At 67.4% G+C, this 18,350-nt stretch carries 22 protein-coding genes; 11 read left to right on the top strand and 11 right to left on the bottom strand.

Annotated elements, in window-relative coordinates:
* Positions 1-84 precede the first annotated feature (84 nt).
* The 5 genes from AUR65_RS17695 (at position 85) to AUR65_RS17675 (ending at position 4,911) form a co-directional block, all read left to right on the top strand.
* Positions 85-1,401, top strand: coding sequence for a sodium:calcium antiporter (locus AUR65_RS17695; protein ID WP_058568730.1), 1,317 nt, complete (start codon positions 85-87; stop codon positions 1,399-1,401).
* 57 nt (positions 1,402-1,458) lie between these two features.
* A complete protein-coding gene (locus AUR65_RS17690) occupies positions 1,459-2,778 on the top strand; it encodes a D-aminoacyl-tRNA deacylase (RefSeq protein WP_058568442.1) in 1,320 nt (439 codons plus the stop codon).
* A gap of 158 nt (positions 2,779-2,936) precedes the next feature.
* A complete protein-coding gene (gene ftsZ / locus AUR65_RS17685) occupies positions 2,937-4,076 on the top strand; it encodes a cell division protein FtsZ (RefSeq protein WP_058568441.1) in 1,140 nt (379 codons plus the stop codon).
* A gap of 207 nt (positions 4,077-4,283) precedes the next feature.
* The gene (locus tag AUR65_RS17680) at positions 4,284-4,457 is read left to right on the top strand and encodes a protein translocase SEC61 complex subunit gamma (RefSeq protein WP_008321678.1); all 174 of its coding nucleotides are present in this window, start codon (positions 4,284-4,286) and stop codon (positions 4,455-4,457) included.
* Between the two features lies 1 nt (position 4,458).
* Entirely contained in the window at positions 4,459-4,911 is a 453-nt protein-coding gene (locus tag AUR65_RS17675) for a transcription elongation factor Spt5 (RefSeq protein ID WP_004972823.1), read from the top strand.
* A gap of 192 nt (positions 4,912-5,103) precedes the next feature.
* Here the strand turns inward: AUR65_RS17675 and AUR65_RS17670 are convergent, their stop codons facing one another.
* Complete coding sequence (locus tag AUR65_RS17670) at positions 5,104-5,406, bottom strand: DUF7565 family protein (protein ID WP_058568729.1); 303 nt, start codon at positions 5,404-5,406, stop codon at positions 5,104-5,106.
* Between the two features lie 98 nt (positions 5,407-5,504).
* Between AUR65_RS17670 and AUR65_RS17665 the strand changes: the two genes are divergently transcribed.
* Complete coding sequence (locus tag AUR65_RS17665; protein WP_199180645.1) at positions 5,505-6,269, top strand: PHP-associated domain-containing protein; 765 nt, start codon at positions 5,505-5,507, stop codon at positions 6,267-6,269.
* Between the two features lie 58 nt (positions 6,270-6,327).
* Here AUR65_RS17665 and AUR65_RS17660 read toward each other — a convergent pair whose 3' ends face one another.
* Positions 6,328-6,852 carry a metal-dependent hydrolase gene (locus AUR65_RS17660; protein ID WP_058568440.1) on the bottom strand — a complete coding sequence of 175 codons (525 nt, stop codon included), beginning with the start codon at positions 6,850-6,852 and terminating at the stop codon, positions 6,328-6,330.
* Between the two features lie 70 nt (positions 6,853-6,922).
* Entirely contained in the window at positions 6,923-7,447 is a 525-nt protein-coding gene (locus tag AUR65_RS17655; RefSeq protein WP_058568439.1) for a CinA family protein, read from the bottom strand.
* 165 nt (positions 7,448-7,612) lie between these two features.
* On the opposite strand from AUR65_RS17655, the gene AUR65_RS17650 reads away from it, so the two are divergent.
* A complete protein-coding gene (locus AUR65_RS17650; RefSeq protein ID WP_058568438.1) occupies positions 7,613-8,833 on the top strand; it encodes an ArsA family ATPase in 1,221 nt (406 codons plus the stop codon).
* 67 nt (positions 8,834-8,900) lie between these two features.
* Here AUR65_RS17650 and AUR65_RS17645 read toward each other — a convergent pair whose 3' ends face one another.
* The 4 genes from AUR65_RS17645 to AUR65_RS17630 form a co-directional block, all read right to left on the bottom strand.
* A complete protein-coding gene (locus AUR65_RS17645; protein ID WP_058568437.1) occupies positions 8,901-9,746 on the bottom strand; it encodes an SDR family oxidoreductase in 846 nt (281 codons plus the stop codon).
* A gap of 123 nt (positions 9,747-9,869) precedes the next feature.
* Positions 9,870-10,694, bottom strand: coding sequence for an endonuclease V (locus AUR65_RS17640; RefSeq protein ID WP_058568727.1), 825 nt, complete (start codon positions 10,692-10,694; stop codon positions 9,870-9,872).
* Between the two features lies 1 nt (position 10,695).
* Positions 10,696-11,586, bottom strand: coding sequence for a rhomboid family intramembrane serine protease (locus tag AUR65_RS17635; RefSeq protein ID WP_058568436.1), 891 nt, complete (start codon positions 11,584-11,586; stop codon positions 10,696-10,698).
* 520 nt (positions 11,587-12,106) lie between these two features.
* Positions 12,107-12,640 (bottom strand): inorganic diphosphatase, encoded by a 534-nt coding sequence (locus tag AUR65_RS17630; protein WP_004972805.1) that lies wholly within the window; start codon positions 12,638-12,640, stop codon positions 12,107-12,109.
* A gap of 335 nt (positions 12,641-12,975) precedes the next feature.
* Here AUR65_RS17630 and AUR65_RS17625 point away from each other — a divergent pair, with 335 nt between their 5' ends.
* Positions 12,976-13,335 (top strand): PadR family transcriptional regulator, encoded by a 360-nt coding sequence (locus tag AUR65_RS17625; protein WP_004970086.1) that lies wholly within the window; start codon positions 12,976-12,978, stop codon positions 13,333-13,335.
* Between the two features lie 35 nt (positions 13,336-13,370).
* Here AUR65_RS17625 and AUR65_RS17620 read toward each other — a convergent pair whose 3' ends face one another.
* Both AUR65_RS17620 and rnhA read right to left on the bottom strand, forming a co-directional pair.
* On the bottom strand, positions 13,371-13,931 hold the full coding sequence (locus AUR65_RS17620) for a DUF7108 family protein (RefSeq protein WP_058568435.1): 561 nt from the start codon (positions 13,929-13,931) through the stop codon (positions 13,371-13,373).
* Positions 13,924-14,517, bottom strand: coding sequence for a ribonuclease HI (gene rnhA / locus AUR65_RS17615; RefSeq protein WP_004064903.1), 594 nt, complete (start codon positions 14,515-14,517; stop codon positions 13,924-13,926). The genes AUR65_RS17620 and rnhA overlap by 8 nt, the downstream gene beginning before the upstream one ends.
* A 118-nt stretch (positions 14,518-14,635) precedes the next feature.
* On the opposite strand from rnhA, the gene AUR65_RS17610 reads away from it, so the two are divergent.
* The 3 genes from AUR65_RS17610 to AUR65_RS20100 all read left to right on the top strand — a co-directional run bounded on the left by AUR65_RS17610 (position 14,636) and on the right by AUR65_RS20100 (position 17,172).
* Complete coding sequence (locus AUR65_RS17610) at positions 14,636-15,616, top strand: transcription initiation factor IIB (protein WP_013035638.1); 981 nt, start codon at positions 14,636-14,638, stop codon at positions 15,614-15,616.
* A gap of 84 nt (positions 15,617-15,700) precedes the next feature.
* Positions 15,701-16,963 (top strand): DNA repair protein NreA, encoded by a 1,263-nt coding sequence (gene nreA / locus AUR65_RS17605; protein ID WP_058568434.1) that lies wholly within the window; start codon positions 15,701-15,703, stop codon positions 16,961-16,963.
* Positions 16,964-16,998: 35 nt separating this feature from the next.
* Positions 16,999-17,172 carry a hypothetical protein gene (locus AUR65_RS20100; RefSeq protein WP_172795784.1) on the top strand — a complete coding sequence of 58 codons (174 nt, stop codon included), beginning with the start codon at positions 16,999-17,001 and terminating at the stop codon, positions 17,170-17,172.
* Positions 17,173-17,202: 30 nt separating this feature from the next.
* Here the strand turns inward: AUR65_RS20100 and AUR65_RS17600 are convergent, their stop codons facing one another.
* Both AUR65_RS17600 and AUR65_RS17595 read right to left on the bottom strand, forming a co-directional pair.
* A complete protein-coding gene (locus AUR65_RS17600) occupies positions 17,203-17,658 on the bottom strand; it encodes a DUF302 domain-containing protein (protein WP_004972792.1) in 456 nt (151 codons plus the stop codon).
* Positions 17,659-17,708: 50 nt separating this feature from the next.
* Positions 17,709-18,350: GrpB family protein (locus AUR65_RS17595; protein ID WP_058568433.1), on the bottom strand; the 642-nt coding region annotated here is incomplete at its 5' end.

Below are 18,350 nucleotides of genomic sequence, written 5' to 3'. Positions count from 1 at the left end.
ATTGTGAAACACAAGAGCAACCGCTTCGGCTCCGCTCTTGTAGCCACGATGGTCGGACAACGACTCAGTCATCCGCTGACCGCGGTGTTCGGGGCCGCGCTCCTGACGGTCCCGTGGCTGGGCCTCCACACGGTGTTCGGCGTTGACCTCACGACCGGCGTCACCGTCGCCCTCTGCGGTATCGCCGTTATCGGGGCCTCGTTCCTCCTCGCGTGGGGCGCGGAGACCGCCGAGGCCGACGTGCCGCGGGCGTTCGCGCTCGCCATCCTCGCGGTGCTCGCGGTCGCCCCGGAGTACGCGGTGGACGCCCTCTACGCGTGGGAGGCCGGCATCAACCCCGGCTCTCCCGAGTCGGCCGAGGCCGCGAGCCTCGCCGTCGCCAACATGACCGGCGCGAACCGCATCCTCATCGGCATCGGCTGGTCCGCAATCGCCCTCTTCACCGTCTACCGCGCCCGCGACACCGGCGACGAGGCGGTCGAGTCCCGCCCCGGCTTCCTCGCGGACGTGGTCCGACTCGACCACGGCATCGCGACGGAGATTCTGTTCCTCTTCGCTGCGACCGTGTTCGCCTTCTTCGTCCCGCTCGGTGCGGGCATCGGCGCGGTCGATATGTTCGTCCTCGTCGGCCTCTACGTCGCGTACATCTTCGTGGCGATGAACTCGCCGCACGAGGACGAAGAGCAAATCGGCGTGCCCGCCTACCTCCAGTCGTATCCGAAACGCAGGCGCATCGCCACGACGCTCGCGCTGTTCGTCTTCTCGGGTATCGTCATCCTCGTCGCCGTCGAGCCGTTCGCCCACGGCCTCGAAGCCCTCGGGAAGTCGGTCGGCATCCCGTCGTTCCTGATGATTCAGTGGGTCGCGCCGCTGGCGAGCGAGAGCCCCGAACTCATCGTCGTGGCCTACCTCGTCAACAAGGCGCGGTCGACCGCCGGCTTCAACGCGCTCATCTCCTCGAAGCTCAACCAGTGGACGCTCCTCATCGGGACGCTCGTGCTCGTCTACAGCCTGTCGCTCGGCTACTACGGTCCGCTCCCGCTCGACACCCACCAGATGGGCGAACTCTGGCTGACGGCCGCCCAGAGCTACTTCGCCATCGCCATCCTCATCACGTTCTCCATCAGCCTCCGCGAGGCGGTCGCCTTGCTCGGGCTCTTCTTGGCGCAGTTCGTCTACTCCGTCACCGGCCTGGCGCTCACGCTCCCGATTCCGGGGCTCGGCGCGGTCACCTTCGACGGTCCGACCTCGCTCATCGGCTTCTCGGTCGTCTATCTGGTCGTCGGGACGGCGCTTTTCGTCCGGCGACGCAAGCAACTCGCGACGGTCGCCAAGCTCTCCGTCCGGCGCGTTCGCGGCGACTACAGCGCGAACGAGGTCCCGGCCGCGGTCGAAGACTGACCGGCCCCCCTCGCCGCTTCCGACGCCCTTTTCGCCGACCTCGGCGACCCTCGTATCGTGATTGGAATCGTCGTCAGCCGCGCCGACAGCGCATCGGTTCACATCGGCGAGCACCTGCTCGAACTCGCCGACTGGGACGAACGGACCGACGGGGACCGACCCGACGCCGACGGCGGCGGCACCGTCTTCTCCCGCGACGGCTTCGAACTCCGCGAGTTCGACGACCTGCACATCGACCTCGACGACCCCGCCGAGGCGTTCGACGCCGACCTCGACTTCCTCGTCGTCGTCTCCCGACACGCCGGCGAGACCGGCGCGCTCCTGACCGCGCACTTCACCGGGAACTTCGGTCCCGCCGACTACGGCGGCGAGCCGGCGCGGTTCGCCCGCGCGTGTCCCAACGCCCAGCGCGCCGTCGTCGAGGCGCTTCGCGAGCGCGCGCCCGACGACTACGAAGTCGGCATCGAGGCGACCCACCACGGCCCGACCGAGCCGACGGTCCCCTCGATGTTTGTCGAACTCGGAAGCGACGAAGCACAGTGGGAAGACCCCGAGGGGGCCCGCGCGGTCGCGGCGGCCGTCCTCGACATCGAGGGCGTCGCGCCCGACGCGGACCGCCAGCTCGTCGGCTTCGGCGGCGGCCACTACGCCCCGCGGTTCGAGCGCGTCCTCCGCGAGACCGACTGGCGCGTCGGCCATATCGCCGCCGACTGGCAACTCAAGGCGATGGGCGCGCCCGAGAACAACCGCGACGTGCTCCGCCGGGCCTTCGAGGCCTCGGCGGCCGACCTCGCGCTGGTCGACGGCGACCGTGACGACCTCGCGGCCGCCCTCGAAGCCGAGGGGTTCCGGGTCGTCTCCGAGACGTGGGTCCGCGAGACCACCGGCGTCCCTCTCGACCGCGTCACCGCCCTCGAAGCCGACATCACCGCGGTCGACGAGGGCCTCCGCTTCGGCGCGCGAATCGACGCCGACGACTACGCGGTCGTCTCGCTCCCCGACGGCCTGCTCGGCGAGGCGCAGGGCATCGACCTCGACGCCGCGCTCGATGCGGTCCGCGAGACGACCGTCGCCTTCCACACGACCGAGGGCGGGACGCGCGCGGTGGGGCGCGCCGCCGTCGCGGGCGATGGCTACGACGAACTCGTGTCACGGCTCTGCGACGTGCTCCGCGAGAAATACGACAGCGTCGTCCGCGATGACGGGGCGGTCACGGCGACGACACGCGCCTTCGACCCCGCCGCGGCACGCGAGTTCGGCGTCCCGGAAGGACCGGCGTTCGGCAAGCTTTCGGCCGGGCAATCGGTCGAGATTGACGGCGAGACTGTCGCGCCCGACGACGTATCGAAAGAGCGACTCGTCGAGTTCACGGTGTGACCCCCGACGGGGCGCGGCCGACTGATTTCGGCCCGTGAGCCGTCCTGTGCCGCGGGCTCACATGTCACGTTTCGGCACGAATCGGCGGCTCGTCGGACAGATGTCTGACGGAAGGGGGAAAGATAATTAGTCGTCCTCCGTAAACCGTCTCCATAAATATGGACTCTATCGTCGGCGACGCAATTGACGAGGCCGAGGCCGAGGACATGGGGGATGAGTCGGCTCAGGTCGACGGCTCGACCAACATCAACCGGTCCGGGACGATGACTGACGACGAACTGAAAGCGGTTCTCAAAGACCTCCAGACCAACATCACGGTGGTCGGGTGCGGCGGTGCCGGTGGGAACACCGTCAACCGGATGCACGAGGAGGGAATCAAGGGGGCGAAGCTCGTCGCCGCCAACACCGACGTGCAACACCTCGTGGAAATCGGGGCCGACACGAAGATTCTCATGGGCGAGCAGAAGACCCAGGGCCGCGGGGCGGGGTCGCTCCCGCAGGTCGGCGAGGAGGCCGCCCTCGAATCCCAAGAAGAGATTTACGACGCCATCGAGGGCTCCGACATGGTGTTCGTCACCGCCGGTCTCGGCGGCGGCACGGGCACCGGCTCGGCCCCCGTCGTCGCCAAGGCGGCCCGCGAGTCGGGCGCGCTCACCATCGCCATCGTCACGACGCCGTTTACGGCCGAAGGCGAGGTGCGACGAACGAACGCCGAAGCCGGTCTCGAACGTCTCCGCGACGTTTCTGACACGGTCATCGTCGTCCCGAACGACCGCCTGCTCGACGCCGTGGGGAAGCTCCCGGTCCGCCAGGCGTTCAAGGTCTCCGACGAGGTGCTGATGCGCTCTGTCAAGGGCATCACCGAACTCATCACCAAGCCCGGTCTCGTCAATCTCGACTTCGCCGACGTGAAGACGGTCATGGAGCGCGGCGGCGTCGCCATGATCGGTCTCGGCGAGTCCGACTCCGAGTCCAAGGCCCAAGAGTCCGTCAAGTCCGCCCTCCGCTCGCCGCTTCTCGACGTGGACATCTCCGGCGCGAACTCCGCGCTCGTCAACGTCACCGGCGGCTCCGACATGAGCATCGAGGAAGCCGAGGGCGTCGTCGAGGAGATTTACGACCGCATCGACCCCGACGCGCGCATCATCTGGGGGACCTCCGTCGACGACGAACTCGAAGGCATGATGCGGACGATGATCGTCGTCACCGGCGTCGAATCGCCCCAGATCTACGGCCGCAACGGCGAGGTGCAGGCGCAGGCCGAAGGTCGCCTCGAAGACATCGACTACGTCGAGTAGTCGTCGCCATCGCCGTCGTCTGCCGCGCGGACTCGTTTACTTCCCCGCGGTTCCGACCCCTCTGGTCCGCGCCCGCTCGACCGTCGCAGAGCGGCTGTGCCGCCCCGAATCGGTCGTTCTCGCCCGGCAGCACGCGCCTGCCCGGCGCGCTCGGCTCGTCGGTGCATCAATAGATAGAAAAAGCCCGACGACTTAGACCCCAGCAACATGGACGTTAAGTACGATCTGAACAGCTACGTTCGCGTGTTGAAACTCGCGAGCACCCCGTCCTGGCAGGAGTTCTCCCAGATCTCCAAAATCGCCGGTGCGGGTATCTTCCTCGTCGGACTGCTCGGCTTTACCATCTTCGCGGTCATGAGCTTCCTCCCCGGAGGGGTCTGAGATGCCCATCTTCGCCGTAAAGACCACCGCTCGCCAGGAGCGAACGGTTGCAGACATGATCGCGACGAAGGACTTCGCCGAGATTCACGCCGTCCTCGCGCCCGACTCGCTCACGAGTTACGTGATGGTCGAAGCCGACGACGACGGCATCGTCACGCGCGTCCTCGAAGAGATTCCGCACGCCCGCGGCCTCGTCGAGAGCGGCGGCGCGGTCGGCACCTCCAGCATGGCCGAAGTCGAGCACTTCCTCTCGCCGACGCCGGACGTGGAGGGCATCGCGGAGGGCGACATCGTCGAACTCATCGCCGGTCCGTTCAAAGGCGAGAAGGCGCGCGTCCAGCGCATCGACGAGACGAAAGACCAGGTCACCGTCGAACTGTACGAGGCGACGGTCCCGATTCCGGTCACCGTCCGCGGCGACCAGATTCGCGTCCTCGACTCCGAAGAGCGGTAAGCGTCCGCCCCGACGAGGGCTCTCTTCTCTCTCAGTTTCGACTCGCCCGAGCGCCGAGCGGCGCGTCCCCCCGCGGCTCTCGTCTCCCCGGCGACTCCCATGTCCCCCGACAGTCCCCGACGAGCGCCGTCCGTTGCCCCCGAGCGACCGCGTCGCGTCCCACCGCGACCGACCTGACTCCCCCTGCGCGTCCTACAGCGCGCCCTGCTCGCGGAGCGTCTCGACGACGCTGTTGAGGTCCGCGTCGGCCTCGACGGCGTCCTTCACGTCCTCGCGGATGCGGACCGCGGAGGAGTCGGCGTCGTACGCGCGGACGAACTCCGCGCGGGTGTGCTCGTCGAAGGCGTGCCGAATCGCGAAGTAGCCCTCGGGGACGATCGTCCCGCACACTTTGCACTCGTGGCGCTCGTGTTCCACCGTCTGGTGGATGACCGCGCTCTCCACGTCTTCGAACCGACCGTCACACCCTTCGATTCCGCACTTCCACCGGGACATGTTCTCCCCGACGGACGTGAGCGACAAAACCGTTTCTTCGGCCGCCCGGTGTTCGACAAATAGCAACCACTAACTGGTGGCTGACCCGACCGTACCCTGTGAGCGCGACCACGACGACGCGGGTCGATATGCACGTGAAGATTCTCGACGAGCGGGTCGTCTCGCGCGCGAAGGCCCGCGACATCGACGTGCTCGTCTACGCGCCGCACTTCGTCCGCCTGCCCGACATCCGCGCCCGCGCGGAGCGATTCTCCGACGACGACCTGCTCGTCGTCCCCGCCCGCGAGGTGTTCACTGGGTCGTGGCGCGACCGGAAACACGTCCTCGCGGTCGGTCTCTCCGATCCCGTTCCCGACTTCATCACCCTCGACGGGGCCTTCGCGGAGTTCGACCGGCAGGACGCGGCGACGCTCGTCCCGCACCCCGCGTTCCTGACGGTGAGCCTCACCGCCGAGGACGTGGCCGCCCGCCGCGACGACATCGACGCCGTCGAGACGTACAACACGAAGGCCCTGCCGCGGGACAACCGCCGCGGGCGCGACATCGCCCGCGAGACGGGGCTTCCGGGGTTCGCGTCGTCCTACGCGCACCTCCGCGGCACCGTCGGCGAGGCGTGGACCGAGTTCGACCGCGACATCGACTCAGAGGCCGACCTCGTCGCCGCGCTCCGCGAGGGGGCGGAACGCCGGGTCGTCCGCCGAACGGGTGTCTCCCACGGGTTCCGCGGCGCGGTCGAGTTCGCCCATCTCGGCTACGAGAACTCGTGGGGGAAAATCGACCGGCTCCTACTCTCGGGGATGGAGCCGACGCACCCGAGCCACATCGCCTACGACGGCCGGTTCGACGACGTGAGCGTCTACTGATTCGCAAAATAGCTTTCCGAGCGCGCCCGAACGCGCCAGCGTCGCGGCCGCCCCGCTCTCAGACCACCGCGGTGAACGTCGCCGCGGCGTCCGCGAGGGACACGTCGAGCGAAAAGAGGTAGTAGTGGACGCCCGCGAGGACGCCGAGTTCGGCGGCCGTGACGACGACGGTCACCGCGTCGGCGTGTTTCGAACTCGTCGCCACGCCGGTCGGCAGGTCGTACTCCTGCGGCGACAGCGGGTAGAACAGCGCGATGCCGCGCTTCGAGCCGACCATGTCGAGGACGTAGTGGGTGGCGACGCCGATCCAGACGAAGTGGAGGTTGCCGAAGACGAGCGGGAACGCGAGGAATATCGCCAACACCGGGAGGTTGTGGAGCGTCTTGCGGTGCTTGCCGAAGGCGGTGTCAACGTCGGGGAACAGCGCCCCGAGGACGACGGGCAGCGACAGTTGGCCGATTTTCTGGGCGAGGAGGAACGCCGAATCCATCGTCGGTTCGAACGACCGCGGGTCCACGGTGAGGATGACACCGAGCCCGAGCGCCAACAGGATGGCGTTGAGCACGTGTCCCTTCTTGTTCATGGATGCAGACTGGTCTGGCGGGATACAAAGCTTTCCCACGGAACCGACCGACGGCGGCCGTGCGGCCGGCTCAGTCGGTCGTGACGGACTCGATTTCCTCGCGGAGGAGTGCGAGCGCCCCGCGTGCAATCTGTTCTTTGACCTGCGTCCGCGACCCGTCGTACCCGAAGCGCTCGACGCGGGCGTAGGAGTCGCCGGACCCCCACGGCGCGGCGAAGGCGACGCCGACGAAGACGGTGCCGACCGGCTTGCCGGGCAGGCCGCCCTCCGGCCCGGCGATGCCCGTCGTCGCCAGCCCCCACGTCGCGTCGGCCACGTCGCGGACGCCGGCGGCCATCTCGCGGGCGACCGGTTCGGAGACGGCCCCGTGTTCGTCGAGCGACTCCCGCGAGACCGCCAGTTCGTGGCGCTTGGCGTCGTAGGAGTAGGTGACGAGCGAGCGGTCGAAGTAGTCGCTGGAGCCGGGCACGTCGGTCAGGAGCGACCCGATGAGACCGCCGGTGCAGGACTCCGCGACGGCGACGGTGTGGCCCGCCTCGCGGAGGGCGTCGCCGACGCGGACCTCCTCGGGCGGGTCGGATGCGAACTCGCGCATACGACCGACCACGGGCGGTCGGGACAAAAGCGGACTGGGGGCGACACGCGGGCGGACAGACCGCGAGCAGAGAGGACGCGGGCGGACCCCGGCGCGACCGGGCAAAAGTCCTCCGGCGGTTCCGAGACCGAGAAGTACACAAAGCCCCGCGGTGTCGGGTCCGACATGGACATCGACGTTGAGCCGACGGAGCGACCCGACGCCGACGAAGACGACGACGCCGGCGACGACGGGCCGGCCGAAATCGAGGTGGAAGTCACCGACCCCGACGAGGTCACGTCGACCGACACCGAGGACCTCCCCGAGGGAATCGACGCGCCCGATTACGTCCTCTACGGCGGCAAGGGCGGCGTCGGGAAGACCACGATGGCCGCGGCGACGGCGCTCGCCAGCGCGGCCGACGGCACCGCGACGCTCGTCGTCTCCACGGACCCCGCACACTCTCTTTCCGACACGCTCGGCGTGCCGGTCCCCGACAAGCCGAGTCGCATCCGCGAGGAGATACCCCTCTACGCGGCCGAAATCGACCCCGACGCGGTCATGGACGGTCCGTTCGCGGGCGGCGACGGCGCGGGCGAGGAGTACGACGACGAGACCGACTTCGAGAGCGGCGAGTACGACGACGACAACCCCTTCGCAGGCGACGACGCCGACTCCCCGTTCGGCGGGATGGGCGGTGGCATGGGCGGCTTCGAGGACCTCCTCGGCGGCGACGGGCCGATGGGGATGGGTGGGCCGATGCCCGGCGCGGACGAGGCCGCGGCGATGCAGCAGCTCCTCGAATACATGGACGACCCGCGGTTCGACCGCGTCGTCATCGACACCGCCCCCACGGGCCACACGCTCCGCCTGCTCGAACTCCCCGAACTGATGGACTCCATGCTCGGCCGCATCGCCCGCATGCGCCAGCGCTTTTCCGGCATGATGGACAACCTCAAGGGGATGTTCGGCGGCGGCCCCGACGACCCGCAGGCCGGGATGGCGGACCTCGACGACCTCCGCGAGCGCATCGAGCGCCTGCGCGCGGTCCTCCGGGACCCGACGCGGACCGACTTCCGCGTCGTCATGATTCCCGAGGAGATGAGCGTCGTGGAGTCCAAGCGCCTCGTCTCGCGGCTCGACGAGTTCGGCATCCCCGTCCAGACGCTCGTCGTCAACCGCGTGATGGAGTCCGTCGAGGACGTGGCGAACGTGGACCTCAAGTGGATAGAGTCGCCGGACCTGGAGAACTGCGGCTTCTGTCAGCGCCGCTGGCAGGTCCAGCAGGACGCGCTCCGGTCGGCGACGAACCTCTTTCGCGGCCGCGACGTGAAGCGGGTGCCGCTGCTCGCAGAACAGGTACAGGGCGAAGACGCCCTTCGAGTCGTCGCGACCTGTCTCGACTGACGCCGAGCGGCGTCGAGCAGGTCGTCAGCGCGGGCCGTCGGCGCAGGCCGACCGCGACGGGTCGGCTTCAGGGAAGTTTGCGGGCGAAGCCGTAGAGCGCGTCGCGCCACGCGTCGGGCAGGAAGCGCGCGAGGACGCCGACGCGGGCGACGGTTCCGGGTTGGTAGCGCGCCCGCGGTTTGGTCGAACTCGCGGCGTTGACGATGTCTTCTGCGACCCGCTCGGGCGGAATCGCGCCGGGACCGCTGCTGCCGAGCGCCTGCGAGTCGTCGAACAGTTTGTAGAGTTTCTCGTACGCGCCGGAGCGGTCGAGGCCGTCGGCGTCCTCGCTGTTGCCGTTGACCTCGTCGTCGACGCGGTTCGAAAACTGCGTCTCGACCGGACCGGGTTCGACGAGGACGGCGTCGATGCCGTACTCCTCGACCTCGGTGCGGAGCGCGTCGGTCATCGCTTCGAGTGCGAACTTCGAGCCGGCGTAGATTCCCGTACCGGGGAAGGCGACGCGGCCGACGACGCTGGAGACGTTGACGATGGTGCCGTCGCCCTGCGAGCGCATGTGGGGCAACACGGCGCGGATGAGTCGGTGCGGGCCGTAGACGTTCACGTCGAACTGGGCGTGGACCTGCTCGGTCGGCACGTCCTCGACGGGGCCCATCTGGCCGTAGCCGGCGTTGTTGACGAGGCAGTCGATGCGGCCCTGCTCGTCGGCGATGCGGTCGACCACGCGGTCGACGTCCCCCTGGTCGGTCACGTCGAGCGTCGCGATGTTCGCGCCGCGTTCCCCTAGCGTCTCGATGTCGGCCGGGTTCCGGGCGGTGGCGTAGACCTCCCACTCCTCGTCGAGGAAGTCGAGCGCCGTCGCGCGCCCGATTCCCGTGGAGCATCCGGTGATGAGGACCGTCTTTTGATGCACGTCGGTAGGTCGAACCGCGCGCTGTTAAGTGTACGCGGTTCGCCACGATTGAGTCGCACTCGTCGCGACGGCGGCAGCACAAGCGACGCGCCGAGCGCGGTTTCGAGACGCCCCCACCCGCGCTCAGTCTTCGTACTGGGCCTTCGCCTCGTCGGCGTACGCGTCGGCCAGTCGGGTCGGCTCGGGGAGCTTGTAGGATCCCGAGAGCTGGGAGACGAGGTCGACCGCCGTCGCCGCGGAGAGGCGGTGGCCGGGGCTGACGTACAGCGGGTTCACGATGGGCCGCGAGTCGTACTGCCGCGACTGGAAAGCGTAGCCGATGGTCGTCTCCGGGCCGGCGGGATGGCCGCCGACGGGGTCGACCGAGTCGTCGGCGCGAATCGGCGTTCGCCAGCCCTCCGGCCGGCCGTCCACGTCCTCGTCCGGCGTCCCGCAGAGGAGGGACTTGGCGACGCCGATGCTCGGCGCGTCGCAGACGACGCCGAGGTGGGTGGCGAGGCCCGCCTGTCGGAAGTGGATGCGGCCGGAGCCGTCGAAGACGAGCAGGTCGGGGTCGCAGTCGAGTTCGGCGAGCGCGTCGAGGATGGGGCCGCCCTCGCGGAACGAGAGCAGGCCGGGGATGTACGGCAAATCGAGGTCCGAGACGGCGTGGACGCGCTCGACCACCTCGCCGCCGCGGAGGACGACGACGGCGCTCAGCGCGCGGTCGTCCAGAAACGACTGGTCGATGCCGGCGACGAGCGGCGGCGAGTCGGCGTCACCGCCGGGTGCTGTCGCGTCCGTGAGCGTCTCGTTTTCTCGTTCCGGCGAGTCCAGCGAGACGCGTGCCGGGTCGAACGGGAGGTCGTCCTCGAAGACGGCGGCCTCGGCGACCCGGCGCTGGAGCGACTCCATCTCGTCGCGCGAGAGTCCGGGGCGCGGAGCGAGGTCGGAACGGACCGGTCGCATCTCAGAACCGGCCGCGGCCGGGACCACCGGGGCCGCGACCGCCGAGCGACATCTGCGAGGGGACGCTCCGGCGACCCTTCACCCGCTCGCCGTAGACGAGGCCGATGACGAGGCCGATGAGGTGCGCGAAGTGGGCGATGCCGTCGGCGCTCTGACTGACGAAGAAGAACACCGAGATGCCGGCGAACCCGAGCGTGAACAGCCACAGCGGGACGGGAATGATGAAGTACAGATAGATGCGGAGCCCCGGATTGAGGACGGTCAGGACGCCGAGGACGGCCATGATGGCCCCGCTCGCGCCGACGACGGCGCTCGGGCTCGCCGGCGACAGGACCATCGACGAGCCGACCTGCGCCAGTCCGGCGAGCATCCCGCTGACGAGGAACAGCGCCGCGAACTTCCGCGAGCCGACGTAGCGCTCCACCAGCGGGCCGAAGAAGAACAGCACGATGGAGTTGCCGACGATGTGGTAGAAGCCGCCGTGGGCGAATACCGAGGTGACCCACGTCCAGACGTACTCGGGGTGGATGCTCGTGAGGTAAAAGGCGCTAATCGAGAGGTTGGGCAGTCCGAGGAACTGCTCCAAGACGAGTTGGGCGAAGAACGTGAGCCACATCAGCGCGAGGAACAGGTAGGTGACGTTCCCGCGGAAGTAGCCGAGCACGCCGCCGGCGCCCGTGAGCGAACTCAGCAGTCCGCCGCCGCGGCCGCCCTGGTTGTTCACCGAGTCGTCGAAGGAGCTGTCGAAGACGCCAGCGGGGTCGTCCCAGTCGGAGAGCCCCGCGCAGTCGTGGTTCTCGGGGAGGCGGTGTTCGGAACAGAACGTCCCGCCACACCGTGAACAGCGGTACGGCAGACTCTCGTCTTTGCCGCACACGTCGCAGATAGGCATTACCAACGCCTTACAGCGGCGAGATAAAAAGGGGTTCCCTCATGGATGTGGTGTGTGAACACGGGGCGCAAACGCGAAGACGACGGGGCGGTATCTCGCGATTCATTCGGTCGGGTCCTGTCCGCCCGGAGGTCGGCACGGGGCTGTCGTCGGTTCGACGGCGCTGTCGCTCTCGGCGGTCGTCGCGCGAGAAATTCGGGATTACGCGTCTTCCGAGGACGCTTCCTCGGCGTCTTCGTCCGCCTCGTCGGCGGGCGTGAAGTTCGTGGGGACGACGGTCGGGTGCTGGAGCCCGAGACGGGGTTGCTTGGCTGCCATACTCGTCTCGACGTACCCGACACAGGGACTAAAGATTACCCATGCGCATAATTCATCGGTCGATGCGCCGGCGATAACTGTCGGGTATCCGGGTCGCCGAAGCCGGTCGGTTTCCGGTTCGGACGGTTCCTGGAAGTCGTCGCCGACCGCGGCGGCGCTCTCGCTCGGCGGGTGGCGTCGAAAAAACGCGCGGTGGAGTCGCTTACGCGAAGTTCTCTTCGTAGAGGTCCATCGCGTGTTCGATGGCGTCCTTGGCGGCCTGCTTGTCCTCCCAGCCCAGCGTCTCGACTTCCTTGCCGGCCTCGAGGTTCTTGTAGGTCGCGAAGAACTCGTCAATCTCGTCGAGCGTCTGCTGCGGGATGTCTTCGAGGTCCTCGATGTGGTCGTAGCGGGGGTCCTCGATGGGGACGGCGATGACCTTGTCGTCCTGCTCGCCGTCGTCGTCCATCTTCATGAGCGCGACCGGGCGTGCCTCGATGACACAGCCGGGGAACGTCTGGTCCTCGACGAGAACGAGCACGTCGAAGGGGTCCTCGTCGTCGTAGTACGTCTGCGGGATGAAACCGTAGTCCGACGGGTAGTGGACGTTGGAGTGGAGCACGCGGTCGAGGACGACGCCGGGGATGTCCTTGTCGTACTCGTACTTGTTGCGCTCGCCTTTGAGACACTCGACAACTGCGTAGATTTCGTCCGGCGCGTCGGGGCCGGTCTCCATGTCTTCCCAGAGGTTCACCATACCGAACCCATCCTCGATGCGGGCAAAAGTCCTTTCGGGATTGCTCTCGTACCGCTGTCACCCGGGCCCCGTCGGCCGCTTCGAACCCCTCTATATGTAGAGGTATTCTTCATAGAATCCCTCGACGTTACCGCTATGCGTGTGAGATATTCCTCAGGTATGCCCGAGTTGCTACTTCGTGTCGGCGCTCCGCTGACTCCGTGACTCGATTCTGTGCAATACTCGGCACTCATGTCCGCTCCGCCCCAGTTTCTTTGTATAGTGGCCCCGCATACGACGGTGAAACAGACTGCTCGTTGACAAAGTTTAAATAGGAAGGTGACATTTCCATATGCATGTCAGAGGCACAAACAATTGGCAACAAATCCGGTGCGGCTCGGGACCTCACCGCGTTCCAACAGAACATCCTCGTCATTCTCGCCGAGGAACCGATGTACGGCCTGGCTATCAAGCGTCACCTCGAATCGTACTACGATACCGAGGTCAACCACGGGCGTCTGTACCCCAACCTCGACGACCTCGTCGAGATGGGTCTGGTGGAAAAGAGCGAACTCGACAAGCGGACGAACCAGTACGAACTGACCGACGACGGCCTCCAGGCGGTCCTCGACCGCTTCGACTGGATGCTCTCGAAGTTCGTCACCGACGACGAGCGCGCCGAGATGGTCTCGGAGCTCGTCGAAGGCAAGCTGTAATCGGCGACACACACCGCACGAACCGCGGGGTTCGCTCAGTTGTATTCGGGCACTTCGGCGTCTGCGGCGTCGAAGAGCAACTCGAGCGACTCCGGTAACAACGACCGCTGTTCAGCGGTCGGCCACGCGTTGCGTGGATAATATTCTTCGACGAACTCGCGCACTTCGGGAGCGCCGGCCGTCTCGATTCGCCGGACGTAGTGGTTACCGAGGAAGTCCGCGAACGCCCGCGCGTTCGCCGCGTGGTCCGCGCCGTGTTCCTCGGCGACGGCCGCGACGCACGCCGCGTTGTGTTCTTCGACCGCGCTCCACTCGTGGTCCTCGCCGGTCCCCGACAGCGGCCGCTCGATTCCGCGGTCCACGTCCTCTATCTCCGTCGGGTCGACGATTCCGTCGTCGTCGACCCACTCGTCGGGGTGGAGCACTAACACGTCGTCTTCCTCGCGGTGTCGCGCGCGGAACTCGTACTCGCCGACGAGGTCGTCGCGGACGGACCGGTACGTCGCGGCCTCGTCGGGGTCCACGGCGTCGCGGGCCAGCCGCGTCAGCCGCTCGGCTTCGGCGAGCACGTCTTCGGGGAGTTCTGACTCAGGCATCGTCGAGGGCCTCGTTGGCTAGGGAGTCGGCGCGGTCGTTTATCTCTCGCGGTACGTGCTCCAGCGACCAGCGGTCGAACGCCGACAGGAGTTCTCGGGCCTTCACGCGGCGCTCCTTGAGACCGGGGTCGTTGGTGTTCCACTCGCCGCGGACCTGCTTGACGATTAACTGCGAGTCCCCGCGCACGTCCACCTCGTCGTAGCCGTACTCCTCGGCGACCGACAGCGCCTCCACGAGCGCCTCGTACTCCGCGCGGTTGTTGGTCGTCTCGCCGATTCGCTTCGAGCCCTCGGCGACGATACCGTCGCTCGTCACGATGGCCCACCCGATGGCGGCGGGACCGGGATTCCCCCGGCTCGCGCCGTCGAAGTAGACGTGCGCGCGGCCGCCTTTCGGCCGGATGAGCGCGAGCAGGTCCGTCGGTCTCGACCCCTGTACGACGACTTTCCCGTCGTAGGCGACCGCGCTGGCGTCGCCGCGTTCGGCGCGCCAGCGTTCGTGGTCGGTGTTTCCGGGCGAGACGGACACGCCCGCGGCTTCGAGTCGTCGTCGGGCTTCGTCGGGGTCGCACTCGACGGTCGGCATACCGTCACCTCACCGGGGACTCGGTAAAGGCGCTCCGTTCGTCGTTGCGGGCGCGATAACACTCCGACGAACCCCGCCAAAGGTTGAAGTGCAAGGAAATAGACAATATATAAATGCGATGAAACGGCCTACCCGCCAGCGGGAGCGTGAGCACGACCGGACTCGATGGGGAGACGAGTCACAGGACGACGAGACATCCGAAGAGGAGTTGGACCTCGACAACCTCGACCCCGAGGAAGTCGTTCGGACCGGCGACGGCGAGTTGATTCACGAGGAGACCGGCATCATCATCGAAGAAGAGCGCATCGACCCCGGCCCGGAGTGGCGGGCGTTCAACCACTCCGAGCGGCAGTCGAAGTCTCGCGTGGGCGCGCCGACCACGCAGACGATGCACGACAAGGGGCTGACGACGACCATCGACTGGAAGGACAAAGACGCCTACGGCCGCTCTATCTCCTCCAAGAAGCGGTCGCAGATGCACCGCCTGCGCAAGTGGCAAGAGCGCATTCGGACGAAGGACGCCGGCGAGCGCAACCTGCAGTTCGCGCTCAGCGAAATCGACCGCATGGCGTCGGCGCTCGGCGTCCCGCGGTCGGTCCGGGAGGTCGCCTCGGTCATCTACCGCCGGGCGCTCAGCGAGGACCTGATTCGCGGGCGCTCCATCGAGGGCGTCGCCACCTCGGCGCTGTACGCCGCCTGTCGGAAGGAGGGCATCCCCCGTTCCCTCGAAGAGATTTCCGAGGTGTCGCGCGTCGAGCGCAAGGAAATCGGGCGCACGTACCGCTACATTTCGCAGGAACTCGGCCTGGAGATGCGGCCGGTGGACCCCAAGAAGTACGTCCCGCGCTTTTCGTCCGAACTCGACCTCTCGAAGGAGGTCCAGTCGAAGGCGAACGAGATTATCGAGACGACCGCGGAACAGGGGCTTCTCTCCGGGAAGTCGCCGACCGGCTTCGCCGCCGCCGCAATCTACGCCGCGTCGCTTCTCTGCAACGAGAAGAAGACCCAACGCGAGGTCGCAGAGGTCGCGCAGGTGACGGAAGTCACCATCCGGAACCGCTACCAAGAACAGATCGAAGCGATGGGCATCCACACCTGAACTCCGTCCGCGCGAGTCGTACCCCGTTTTGACCCCGGACGCGTCGCCGAAGGTTCATACCCGCGGGCGACCCACATCCGGTGAATGCGGCTCGACGAGTACATGGACATCGAGCGGGACGAGCGCGCCGAGCGGCGGCGACTCGCCGAGGAGAAGTCCTACGGCATCCTCGACCACCTCGAAACGTTCCAAGACCGGTTCGAGGAGACGGTGCAGGGAGACTCGCTGTACGGCGGCGTCTCCCCGTCTATCTTCGTCGGCCGGTCGAACTACCCGAACGTCTCGACGGGCATCCTCTCGCCGGTCGGTCACGACGAGGACGCCGCCTCGTTCGAGACGAGCGCCGCGTGGTACGACGAGGGCGTGAGCATCGACGACGTGTTCCAGCGGCGCACCTCGCTTCTGAACTCAAATCGCGGGACGAAGGTGACGAACGTCGCCGACTCGTGGGACGGCTTCCTCGGGACGCAACGCGAGGTCGCCATCGCCGACCGCCCCGTGACGGTCGAAATCGGCCTCGACGGGAAGCCGTCGCTCGACCTCGACGCCAGCGCCGACGACGTGGCGACGCCGGTCGGCCCGCGGGCCCGCGCCCGCTCGGCCGACCTCGCGGAGAACCCGCACGTCCCCAAACTGGTGAAAAAGACGCTCGAAGACGACGACTGGAACGCCGAGGGCGCGATGACGTACCTCTACCGCCGCGGCTTCGACGTGTACGACATCAACACCATCCTCTCTGCGGGCGCGCTCGGCCAGACCGAACAGCGCCGACTCGTCCCGACGCGATGGTCCATCACCGCCGTCGACGACACGCTCGGACAGTACCTCCGCGGACAGGTCAAACACGCCGACAGCATCGACGGCGTCGAAATCTACCGCAACGAGTTCATCGGCAACGCCTTCTGGGTCATCCTCGCGCCGGGGCGGTGGGAGTTCGAACTGATAGAGCTGAAAGCGCCGGGGAGCGTCTGGAACCCCGACCCCGAGGCGGGGATGTACCTCGCGGCCGACCGCGAGGGCTACGAGGGCCGGACCGGCTACGTGAACGAGACGGCCGGCGCGTACCACGCCTCCCGACTCGGCGTCCTCGAACACCTCCAGGAGCGCGGCCGACAGGCGAAGGCGCTCGTCATCAGACACGTCTCCGACGACTACTGGGGACCCGTCGGCGTCTGGCAGATACGCGAGTCCATCCGCCACGCCTTCGAAGGCGAGATGGCCGACGCCGAGACGTTCGGCGACGCCGTCCGCGACGTGACGGAGTACCTCCCCATCTCGCTCGGGGACCTCCGCCGGAAGTCCACGATGGCCGCGGGCCTCCAGACCGATATCTTCGACTTCGCCTGAGCAACTATTTTGACAGTCGGATAATACGTTCCCGCATGGTCCCGTTACAGGTCCCCGGCGGTCCCGAACTGCTCATCATCATTCTCATCTACGGCATCTTCGCGCTCCTCCCCGTGGTCGCGGCGCTCGTCGCGCTCTACCTGCTGTACAAGATTCGCGGCGACGTGAAGCGCATCGCGGACGCGCTCGACGCGCGAGACGGATTGTAAGTCGAGACGGCTGCGTCCGCTCGATACCCTCTATGCCTCGGCCGCGTCGAGGTTGGCGAGCGCCTGTTCGACGAGTTCGCCCGTGTCGGCGATGATGTCGGCCATCTCGTCGTTGTCGGGCGCGATGCCGATGAGTCGGGCGACGCGCATGATGCTCAGGTGGTAGACGACTTGCTTGCCCGGTTCTTCCTCCCAGATGACCACGTTGCACGGGAAGAGTCCGCCCATCTTCTTGTCGGTGGCGTCGAGCGCGCGGTCCGCCATGTTCGGGTTACACGCGCCGAGGACGTAGTAGGGGTCGCGGCCGGCGTCGACCTTCTCGTTGAGCATCTCGGAGGGCGAAAATTCGGTGGCGACACCGAACCCGGCGTCGGTGAACGCCTCGCGGACGCGCTCGATTGCCGCCTCGTGTTCCATCTCGAGGACGACGCGTTCCTCGCCGATGTCTTCCGGTTTGATGGCGCTGGGGTCGATTGGGAGTGCCATGACCCACCGTTGACGCTCCGGCGGGGAAAAGGTATGGTAGTGTGCCGACTTCACACGAGCGAGTCGTCGAGCACCGATTCGACGAACGATGATTTCGCGGCCGTGTATCGACTTCGTTCGTCCGGATGCGCCGCGGCGAGTCTGCGCTTGCGTCGCTCGTACTCGGCCGCGAGGTCGTCGTCCGCGCGGAGCGCGTCGCGGAAGGCGACCTGCTCGCGGTGGCAGTCGCTTCCGAGTTCGGTCAGAGAGAGGTAGTGGGTCCGGCGTTCGGGCGGGCCGCGGACGAAAAACCGGCGGTCGGGAACGTCGTCGTCGGGTCGTTCCTCGTAGCCCGCGGCTCCGAGCGCCCGCGCGACGCCGCCGGCGTCGTCGCGGTCGGAGACGAGGACGAGTAGGTCGATGATTGGTTTCGTGGCCAGTCCCGGAACCGCGGTGCTCCCGACGTGTTCGAACCGGACACCGTCGGCGTCGCCACCACTACTGCCGGCGTCGCCACCACCACTACCGGCGTTGCCACCACTACTGCCGGCGTCGTCGCTGTCGAGTCGCAGTCGCAGGCGCTCGACCTCGCGCTCGTACGCCTCGCGCCAGCGCGGGTCGTGCGCGATGAGTTCGACGGTACCGCGGGCGAGACCGAGCGATGGAGACGGTTCGGCGTCCGCCGCGGACCGGTCCTTGCGGTCGCGGTCGCT

Origin of the sequence: Haloferax marisrubri, from assembly GCF_001469875.2 — an archaeon.
In the GTDB taxonomy this organism is placed as follows: Archaea; Halobacteriota; Halobacteria; order Halobacteriales; family Haloferacaceae; genus Haloferax; species Haloferax marisrubri.
The sequence above is the reverse complement of the archived record's forward strand: the minus strand, read 5'-3'. Positions and strand labels throughout refer to the sequence as shown.

Excerpts from the sequence above, each read along its gene's own strand:
- AUR65_RS17610 (WP_013035638.1), top strand. The coding sequence starts at position 14,636 with ATGAAACGGCCTACCCGCCAGCGGGAGCGTGAGCACGACCGGACTCGA.
- AUR65_RS17650 (WP_058568438.1), top strand. The coding sequence starts at position 7,613 with ATGGACATCGACGTTGAGCCGACGGAGCGACCCGACGCCGACGAAGAC.
- AUR65_RS17635 (WP_058568436.1), bottom strand. The coding sequence starts at position 11,586 with ATGCCTATCTGCGACGTGTGCGGCAAAGACGAGAGTCTGCCGTACCGC.
- AUR65_RS17620 (WP_058568435.1), bottom strand. The coding sequence starts at position 13,931 with ATGCCTGAGTCAGAACTCCCCGAAGACGTGCTCGCCGAAGCCGAGCGG.
- AUR65_RS17660 (WP_058568440.1), bottom strand. The coding sequence starts at position 6,852 with ATGAACAAGAAGGGACACGTGCTCAACGCCATCCTGTTGGCGCTCGGG.
- ftsZ (WP_058568441.1), top strand. The coding sequence starts at position 2,937 with ATGGACTCTATCGTCGGCGACGCAATTGACGAGGCCGAGGCCGAGGAC.
- AUR65_RS20100 (WP_172795784.1), top strand. The coding sequence starts at position 16,999 with ATGGTCCCGTTACAGGTCCCCGGCGGTCCCGAACTGCTCATCATCATT.
- AUR65_RS17680 (WP_008321678.1), top strand. The coding sequence starts at position 4,284 with ATGGACGTTAAGTACGATCTGAACAGCTACGTTCGCGTGTTGAAACTC.
- AUR65_RS17600 (WP_004972792.1), bottom strand. The coding sequence starts at position 17,658 with ATGGCACTCCCAATCGACCCCAGCGCCATCAAACCGGAAGACATCGGC.
- AUR65_RS17640 (WP_058568727.1), bottom strand. The coding sequence starts at position 10,694 with ATGCGACCGGTCCGTTCCGACCTCGCTCCGCGCCCCGGACTCTCGCGC.
- AUR65_RS17655 (WP_058568439.1), bottom strand. The coding sequence starts at position 7,447 with ATGCGCGAGTTCGCATCCGACCCGCCCGAGGAGGTCCGCGTCGGCGAC.
- AUR65_RS17670 (WP_058568729.1), bottom strand. The coding sequence starts at position 5,406 with ATGTCCCGGTGGAAGTGCGGAATCGAAGGGTGTGACGGTCGGTTCGAA.
- AUR65_RS17630 (WP_004972805.1), bottom strand. The coding sequence starts at position 12,640 with ATGGTGAACCTCTGGGAAGACATGGAGACCGGCCCCGACGCGCCGGAC.
- rnhA (WP_004064903.1), bottom strand. The coding sequence starts at position 14,517 with ATGCCGACCGTCGAGTGCGACCCCGACGAAGCCCGACGACGACTCGAA.
- AUR65_RS17625 (WP_004970086.1), top strand. The coding sequence starts at position 12,976 with ATGTCAGAGGCACAAACAATTGGCAACAAATCCGGTGCGGCTCGGGAC.
- AUR65_RS17675 (WP_004972823.1), top strand. The coding sequence starts at position 4,459 with ATGCCCATCTTCGCCGTAAAGACCACCGCTCGCCAGGAGCGAACGGTT.
- nreA (WP_058568434.1), top strand. The coding sequence starts at position 15,701 with ATGCGGCTCGACGAGTACATGGACATCGAGCGGGACGAGCGCGCCGAG.